Below are 7,602 nucleotides of genomic sequence, written 5' to 3'. Positions count from 1 at the left end.
CTTGCTGTCGCCAGGGGAAATCCGCTTCTGCGGGCGCCCTGGATCTCTGGCTGGCGGCCACTTGCCGTTCCAGCCACGGCACATTTCAGGTTGCTCCGCAGCCTGTGAATAAGGTGGAGGCTACGATGGCGCGCCCGAAAAAAGACGTTGGCGACCGGCGCCGACAAACCACAATCTGGCTATCCGATGAGGAGCGGCGAGAAATTGGGCAACGTGCAGAAGCCGCCCGTCAGCCCTTCGGCGATTACGTCCGACGGGCCGCCTTGGGCCGGCGCCTCACGGCTGCACCCTCCATCATCAATTTGGCGGGATGGGAAGAGTTATCTAACCTTTCCATCAATTTGCGCGAAATCCTGTTGTATGCGCGCGAATGGCGCGACCTGGACGAAGCGGGGCTAATGGGCCAAATCATTGAAATCCAGATGCAGATTGAGAGGCTGGGCGCCACGCTGATCGGCGGAGGCGATCCAGATGCTTGAAAAAATCGGACGTGGCGCAGACATGCGGAGGCTGCTGGAATATCTTTTGGGCGAGCTGGATCATGCAGGCCGCAAACGTGACCGGGTGGCCGTCGTCGGAGGCACGGTGTCGAGCGGCAATATCCTCACCATGACCTTGCAATATAATGCTCTCCGGCGTCTCCGCCCCAACCTGATGCGGTCAGTAATGCACTGTAGCCTCCGCTCCGCGCCTGGTGACCGGTGGCTGACTGATCAGGAGTGGGCCAGTATTGGTAAGAAATGGGCGCAGGCGATGGGCTATCAGGCCTATACGATTGTGCGCCACGATCAGCCTGATGGCGATCATATTCATATCGCTGCGAGCCGTGTAAACGCCGATGGCGCAGTTGTGCCCGACAGCTGGGACTTCCGACGCGGCGAATTACTTGTGAGAGACATCGAAAAAGAACTGGAACTTTGCCAAGTGGCGCGCTCCCATCTGCTTGCGCCTGAAAACGTCATGACTGAATCGATGCTTCTCACTCGGGCTGATATCCAGCAGGCCCTTGCGGGGAAGCGGGTCCCTCGGGTTGAGATAGCCGCCGCCATCAACAGAGCACTGGCCAAAGGAACAACCACTTTCACTGAATTCGTAGCCTCTATGCGAAGGTCCGGTGTTGTGGTGCGCCCCAAAATGGCGCCTCAGAGCACTGATTTATCTGGCCTTTCCTTCGAACTTGATGGGGTGGTCCTGCGAGGAGGTGCACTGGGCAGAGGGTATAGCGTCCATAACTTATTCAGGAGGGGGCTCAGCTATTCGTGGAGCCGAGACCAGCAAGCGATTCGTGATTGCCGAGATATGGTCACTCTTCCCGCAGCCGCCGGTTCTGAAGGTGTTGGTTGCAACGATGGATCAGATCAGTACTTTCTCGGCGTTCTTTCAGAAAAGAGTCTCCCAGTGAATGATGACAATGTCCCTTTGCCATTTTGAGTTGGAGCCTGCCGCGCGACAAACACGGTGAGAGCTCACTACCCAATCCCGAACCCCGCCGAACGCTCCCTGTGCGGTATCGCCCTGGGGGGAAGTCCTGGTTGTTCGCCGGTTCTGATCGCTGTAAGGGAAGCGGTGAAATGAGATCTCCAACGTTGCCAGTCACAGAAAAGGCCGAGATCACCACTGTCTGCCAACGGTTCATTGATGAAGTCTTGAAGCGGATATTTTATCAGTCATCGTCTCGCCCATTTCAACTATCCCATCAATATCCAAGGCAAGTAGCCATTACTATATATCTGGAATGTAATGCCTTTTTCCGCGCACCCAGTTTCTGGGCATTATCCGCATCCCATTAGATCTTCCACTCCGGTCAGTCCCAATAATTCCGTCCCTCTTCCAGATTCTTTCTCACTCGACCGATCAAGACCCAAATGTCCTCCACCGGCGTGGCTACTAAAACGCCTGCCTTTGTTGAATTTCCCCATATGATACCAGTTACTCGGGCGTCCTCGGGTTGCCAGAGGCCGCCCGCGCGCGTTATTTCCCAATAACGGGTATTCCAGACGAGTGATCCGCTCATCCCTGGCGCCCTGGGCAGAACGCTGGACTCCGGCCCACTCATATAAACGGCATGCTCGGGCGTATAGGGTAGCAAGAAATGCTCTTCGGGTGTTGGTCTGGGGACCTCTTCGTCTAGAGCCGGGTCGAATTCCTCCCGTATTTCACACATAATAGCAATTGTAGTGTAGAATTGTACTCCACTCTCCGTCGCCTTACCGTCAGCGTCTGCTGGATCTCCCGGCCACACCCGCGACATGGCCCATGGAAATCCAGCTACATACATCAGCTCCGCTTTAGCAGGCGAGTGCCGCTCAGAGAGTAGGTCGATAGAAATTGCCTCGGCCTGGTGGTTGACCAACTTCCACGTGTTTTCCGTAATCGCGGTGATCGAGAAATCCTGAGGATATTTGAATCCCGTGAAAGGGTTGGGGAGGTTATATGCCACATCGGAACCGTGGAAATGCGCACAAAGCTCAGCGTTTCTACATGATTCTGCGACATGATCACACGTAATCAGGTATTTTTGGCCGTCAAACTCAATATAAGATCCACTTCCGTGCAGATCTCCTGGCGGATTCCGTTCATCATTAGGCTCGATTTTCGTGATAATCGTCGTATAGGCGGCGACCTTGTCACCCAGTCGGCGTTCAATTTCTGCCAATTCGGCTGCGGTTAGGGCATCAGCCGGTTGTTCTTTATCGCTCATTTGTCTGATTACCTCCTGTCGATTGAAGTATCCCGTTCTTGCCAGAATTATTAGGAACCGTTTGGAGAAGGTTGCACTGGGCGCGACCCGCATGGGAAGCGGTACCATATCCGATGCTGGGGCCAAGGTAAGGCTCTTGCTGATTCCCAGCTCTTTGAAATCGTTCCTCCGACCAAGCTTGCTTTGGAGGCGAGGGTCGTGGAGGCCGGGCTCTTCGAGGCACCGCGAATGAGACCGCCGCCTTTCGATGATTGAGCGAAGACGACCAATGTCACCCATGGTGCCTCGGCTAAATAGCCATTTGATGTGGAGGGGTCGAGCGCCTGCCGTGCCCTTTCAGGCATCCGCAGGCGGTCCTGGCGCGTGGTTGAGGTGCCTCACTGCATTCCGCCGACGGGGACAAGGACCGCGATGGCGTTTCCATCAGCCGCTGGATCCAACGATGCCAACTGCTGCATCAGGTCACCCGGGCGCATGCACCGCCGCGCCTTCCTGGCGGCCCGCCTCGCCCCCCGCACCCATTGTGTCACGTGGGCACCGGTGGCGCCGGCGGCGGCGGCGATGGCCGCCACCTGGAACAGGTCGGAACCGGGCAGGTCCGTCCCCAGGTGGTGCCGGAAGATGCCGATCAGCGCCGCCGTGTCCGGTACCGGGATGGCAATCACCCGTTCCAGGCGGCCGGGCCGCAGCAGGGCCGGTTCCACCACCTCGGGCATGTTGGTGGCCCCGACGACGACCACTCCCGGCCGACCGGCCACGCCGTCCAAGTGCTCCAGCAAGGCGTTGACGATCTGGCGCTGATAGGTGCTGTTGTACCCGTGAGAGCTGGCCGTGCGGCTGGTGAAGCCGTCGATCTCATCAATGAACAGGATGCAGGGACTGGCCTCGGCGGCCTCGGCGAAGGTGGCGTTCATGGCCCTCAGCATCTCACCCTGGTGTCCCGCCGCTTGCCAGCTGGCGTGGGAGCCGAGGATCAAGGGCACACCGCAGCTGCGCGCCAGGGCCGCCGCGAACGTGGTCTTTCCCGTACCCGGCGGCCCGGCCAAAACGACGCCGTGTTCAACCGCGTCCCACCCGATCCGGCCCGCGCCGTAGTCGGCCAAGTCCTCGGCCAACTGACGCCCCCAGGCCACCGCTTCATCCATTCCCGCCAGCTGATCCAGCGTCGGCCCCGCCGGAGGTCCTTGAACCTCAGGTGCCGGCGGCGCTTCGGTGGCCGCCTGCATCCGCCGTTGAAAACTCGTCCGCGTGGCAAGGGACTTGCGGACCGCGGCCAGCCAATCGTCGGCTGTGATCCCGTCGTACCACCCCAGTGCCAAGTCGCCGGGGACCACTTGGTCAGCGACCGGGTCCGGTAGCAGTTCCCAGGAAAAACTGGGCCACTGTCCCGTCCGGTCGTCAATAAATTGCATGACCTGCAGGTTCGTCGGCCCCGGCAGCCGGGCCTGCCCGCGCCTCGGCAAGCACCAGAACTCGAGGGGCAGGTCGTCGGCTGAGAAAGCCACCCCGACCACGCTTCGTCCCCGATGCCAGGCGTCCGTCACCGCTGCACCTGCGGTATCCCACGAAAGGGGGCCGGGGCTTTCCGGCACCATCCACGGGTCGTCGGTGTGGTCGGCAGTGTCGTTGGCCGTCCGGTTGTTCAGCAGGTGGCGGAGGGCCGCCCGAACCGGCCGGAGCCAATCAACACTCGGTACCAGCAGCAACGCGGCGGTCTGGGCATCGGGGATGACCTGGTGGTCACTGCTTTGGGTGCCCCCCAATTGCAGGTCCATGTCCGTACCCTGGATCGTGTTCAGAATCATCTGACGGGCGAACTCCACGTCGATGGGCAGGACGGGGTGGGCAGGGGCCGCGTCGAGCAAACGCTCCACATCGGCGATGGTGAGGCAGTCAAGATTGTCCATGTTTCAGAACTCCTGTTGCAAGCCGTAGGGATCGAAAGAGGGGTTGTGGTCGTGAATGCTGTCGCCATGGCCGCGGGGGTTAGCCCACAGGGGCGTCCGGCCGATGGCGAGGTTGGGTGGCGGGTCGTGGATGTGGCCGTAGCACCAGGCATGCGGCTGGTATCGCTCCACCAGCCAGTCCAAGTGACTGGCGTAGGCGCAGGACCACCGGTCCTGCTGCGCCCACGCCGGCAGGCACCGGGCGGACGGAGCGTGGTGAGTGACCACGACGGTGGGACCGTTGTGCGGGGCGGCCAAGCGCCCCTCCAACCATTCCACCGACTGGCAGTGGAGGGTGGCCGTGTCCAGGGGGCGCAGGCGGCGGTAGCCACCCCCGGCCACCCGGATCTGCCGATAGTCCCGCATGTGAGGGCTGTAGGCGTCCCCGACCAGCATCGCGGCATCGGCCCTGACCAGACGGTCGTCAGCACCGGCGAACAGCCGGACGTCGGTCCAGAGGGTACAACCCAGGAACCGGACGCCGTGAACGATGGCCTCGTCGCGTTCCAGCAGGCTCACGCCCTGGCTGGCCAGCCTGGTCCGCAGCCTATCCATGCCGTCATCGATGCTGCTGCCGAAGATGTCGTGGTTGCCGGCGACGGCCAGGACATGGTCGCACCCGAACACAGCCCTGGCGTCGGGCCAGGGCAGGCCGCGGGCCTTGACGTTCAGATCACCAGCCAGGACGACGATATCGGCCTGCAGGTCGGTGGGTGGTGTCCAGAGGGCGGAATCGAGGTGAAGGTCAGAAAAAAGGGCAACACGGACCATGATGGGCTCCGGAACTGGCCTGGGGCAGTGCCCAGGCCAGTTGGAGCCCAGGCGCGCTTAAGCCGTGGCTATGGCCACCGGCGGACGTTTGGTTTTGGCGCGCATGGTCATGATGATTTTCCTTTATCCGGCGGTCAGAGTGGGATCGGGATACCGCCCTGAGCCTTGAACTCGGTAGCGGCGAGGCAATAGTTGAAGTCGGCGAGGAGGGCCGGCAGTAGCAGAAGGCCAAACCCCAGGATGGGGATAGTCAGGATGCCGAAAACAACGAAGAACGTGACGAAGAGAATGGACCTCTTGAGGTAGTACAGGTCGCCGGAGGGTGTCCTGATCGCCCGGATCTGTCGGCCACTCAGCCAGTTTCCGTTCCAATAAATGGTCGTATCGCCTTGGGCGTGGACGTTGAGGAAGCTATCCAGCGATTCCGCGATATGAATGTTGTTCAGGACGATGTCGCCGATCTTCACCACGGAATACTTGCTGAACTTTCCTGCAACGATGCCATTGCCAAGAAGGCTGAGTCTTCCAGTCACTGATCTCATGATGCACCTACGTCTGTCGGGGCGCACGGCGGCCGAACCGGAAGGGCTTTCAAGCCACAAATCCAGGTGGGCCGCCGGCTGGGGCCGGGGGCGGGGAATACGGCAGCCGCCTTGGCGACTGCCTAGCCTTTGGCTTTGACGAAGGGGACGGAACCGAGCATCGGGACCTCGAGCGTCAGGTCGTTTTTGGTGCGGTGGGCGGTGATGCTGTGACCATCGGCTGTGACGATGAACCAGGTGTCGCCATCGTGCTTGTAGCTCACCGGGACGGCAGGAAAGCCGTTGCTGGGGACCATGGCGCCCGCGGTGAACTCGACTGTCTCACCGAAGATGGCCGCCTCCTGCTGCTCTTTCGTGGCCGCCTTGGACATCTCCCATTTCCCCAGCACCGGGTTGTTGTCGCCACAGGCGGTCAGCAGCAGGCTGACGCTGGCGATCACAGTGAGACGGGTGGTGGTGCGGAGCAGGGAGCGCATGGTGGAGGCAATCCGCGTGTGTGGGAGAGGCGTGCAAGGGTTTGCACGAACCGCGAGTTTCGGAAAATTCTAAAACCGAAGTTACGTGCGGATATCAATGAATATACCGTACGCTAGTCCGTTCCGGCAATATCTTTTTCCGCTCATCATGCGGAAATGGACGTTCGAACTCGCGTAGCAATGCGGATCAAGGCCATCCGCAACCGAAGGGGACTCAGTCAAGAAGCCCTGGCGGCTCTTATTGACCGATCGCCCGATGCCATTTCGAACCTGGAGCGGGGAGTCTCGCTGCCTGGCTACGATACGCTGGATCTGCTGGCGCAGGGGCTCGGCGTACCCTTGGCTGAATTCTTCGTCGATGAAAAAGGGGACGATCCCCGCCGGGCTGAAGCTATGGCTCGTCTGAACGACGCTGCACGGCAGTTGGACAACAAGATGTTGGCGACTGCTGCCGCCATCGTTGAATTGTTGGCCGCAGGGCCGGGCAAACAAGCCTGAGTATGCTTCCGACGGAGGGCGCTGCCCGTCAACAGCTAATATTTTATATCGAGACAGGCGTAGCGAGTGTGAAGGGCTGTCATGGTGGGCCTATGGTTAGGTCTCTGTCGGGCTTACAAAATCATATTATCCTATAATGGGATAATCCGCAATTGGGATTATCGACAAAATCGGCTTCAGCAATCCGCCGGTTTTCATGCCCAAGTCCCTTCGATCGCCCCAGCAACAGCAACTCAAAGCCTGCTCATCGAATTGCGCAAGGCGAAGGGCCTAACGCAGACCGAGGTGGCGACCCGACTGCGCCGCCCTCAGTCTTTCGTCGCGAAATACGAGGGGGGCGAGCGGAGGCTGGACGTTGTGGAATTCATTGAAGTGGCTCAGGCGCTGGAAGCGGATGCCTGCTTGGTGCTGGGTGAATTGATCCAGCGATCACCATCACTCACAACCGAATGAACCGGCTGGGAAACTGGGCAAACCAGCCACTACGGTTGCTGTGCAAGTCAGCGTTCGGGTCATGTGGCACCCACGCTCGTGCATTTACGGTGGTCCCAAGGAGACATCTGAAGCCTTGCGCAATTCGGTCGAACGTGGCATACGTTTGTGACACATACGGCTACACAAGATTTTGTGCCTTCCGGGGCAATAAAATCAATATCTTGTGCCCAAGG

Annotated in this window: 9 protein-coding genes; 4 read left to right on the top strand and 5 right to left on the bottom strand. The window is 60.0% G+C overall.

What is annotated here, in order from left to right; translation table 11 throughout:
• Positions 1–479 (top strand): plasmid mobilization protein (locus P5F91_RS03685; RefSeq protein WP_277906541.1); only part of this gene is annotated, 479 nt, incomplete at its 5' end.
• A complete protein-coding gene (locus P5F91_RS03680) occupies positions 472–1,431 on the top strand; it encodes a relaxase/mobilization nuclease domain-containing protein (RefSeq protein ID WP_277906540.1) in 960 nt (319 codons plus the stop codon). The genes P5F91_RS03685 and P5F91_RS03680, both read left to right, overlap by 8 nt.
• A 373-nt stretch (positions 1,432–1,804) precedes the next feature.
• Here the strand turns inward: P5F91_RS03680 and P5F91_RS03675 are convergent, their stop codons facing one another.
• The 5 genes from P5F91_RS03675 to P5F91_RS03655 form a co-directional block, all read right to left on the bottom strand.
• On the bottom strand, positions 1,805–2,701 hold the full coding sequence (locus P5F91_RS03675; protein WP_277906539.1) for a hypothetical protein: 897 nt from the start codon (positions 2,699–2,701) through the stop codon (positions 1,805–1,807).
• A gap of 377 nt (positions 2,702–3,078) precedes the next feature.
• On the bottom strand, positions 3,079–4,608 hold the full coding sequence (locus P5F91_RS03670; protein ID WP_277906538.1) for an AAA family ATPase: 1,530 nt from the start codon (positions 4,606–4,608) through the stop codon (positions 3,079–3,081).
• A 3-nt stretch (positions 4,609–4,611) separates the two neighbouring features.
• Entirely contained in the window at positions 4,612–5,418 is an 807-nt protein-coding gene (locus P5F91_RS03665; RefSeq protein ID WP_277906537.1) for a metallophosphoesterase, read from the bottom strand.
• Positions 5,419–5,552: 134 nt separating this feature from the next.
• Entirely contained in the window at positions 5,553–5,960 is a 408-nt protein-coding gene (locus P5F91_RS03660) for a hypothetical protein (RefSeq protein ID WP_277906536.1), read from the bottom strand.
• Between the two features lie 122 nt (positions 5,961–6,082).
• Entirely contained in the window at positions 6,083–6,436 is a 354-nt protein-coding gene (locus tag P5F91_RS03655; protein WP_277906535.1) for a hypothetical protein, read from the bottom strand.
• Positions 6,437–6,616: 180 nt separating this feature from the next.
• Between P5F91_RS03655 and P5F91_RS03650 the strand changes: the two genes are divergently transcribed.
• Entirely contained in the window at positions 6,617–6,934 is a 318-nt protein-coding gene (locus tag P5F91_RS03650) for a helix-turn-helix domain-containing protein (RefSeq protein WP_277906534.1), read from the top strand.
• Positions 6,935–7,015: 81 nt separating this feature from the next.
• Complete coding sequence (locus P5F91_RS03645; RefSeq protein ID WP_277906533.1) at positions 7,016–7,387, top strand: helix-turn-helix domain-containing protein; 372 nt, start codon at positions 7,016–7,018, stop codon at positions 7,385–7,387.
• The last annotated feature ends 215 nt before the right edge of the window (positions 7,388–7,602 follow it).

The sequence above is a fragment of the Nitrospirillum amazonense genome (assembly GCF_029594735.1).
Lineage (GTDB): Bacteria > Pseudomonadota > Alphaproteobacteria > Azospirillales > Azospirillaceae > Nitrospirillum > Nitrospirillum amazonense.
The sequence above is the reverse complement of the archived record's forward strand: the minus strand, read 5'-3'. Positions and strand labels throughout refer to the sequence as shown.